1 protein-coding gene is annotated in these 371 nt (G+C 65.8%); it reads right to left on the bottom strand.

Features of this window, described 5'->3' with window-relative positions:
- A partial coding sequence (locus AC0L2O_RS36455) for a methyl-accepting chemotaxis protein (RefSeq protein ID WP_473373157.1) occupies window positions 1–371 on the bottom strand: 371 nt, incomplete at both ends.

Below are 371 nucleotides of genomic sequence, written 5' to 3'. Positions count from 1 at the left end.
TTGGCCGTCTGGCTCGCCAGCGATTTCACTTCGCTCGCGACCACCGCGAAGCCGCGGCCGGCCTCGCCGGCACGGGCTGCTTCGATGGTGGCGTTGAGCGCGAGAAGATTGGTCTGCTCGGCGATCGCCGTGATCAGCTTGACAACTTCGCCGATCTGCTGCGCGGCATGCGAGAGTTTTCCAATCCGGTTATCGGTTTCCTTGGCCTGCACCACGGCGGCTTCGGCGATACGGCTGGAATCGCGGACCTGGCGACCGATCTCCTCGACGGACGCCGAGAGCTCTTCCGTGGCAGTCGCCACCGACTGCATGTTGCTCGAGGCCTGCTCGGAGACGCCGGCGACCTGGCTCGAGAGGGTCTGCGTGGTCTC

This window comes from Bradyrhizobium sp. Kon10 (genome assembly GCF_055807395.1).
Note: the sequence above shows the minus strand (reverse complement) of the source record. Positions and strands in the feature narration are given on the sequence as shown.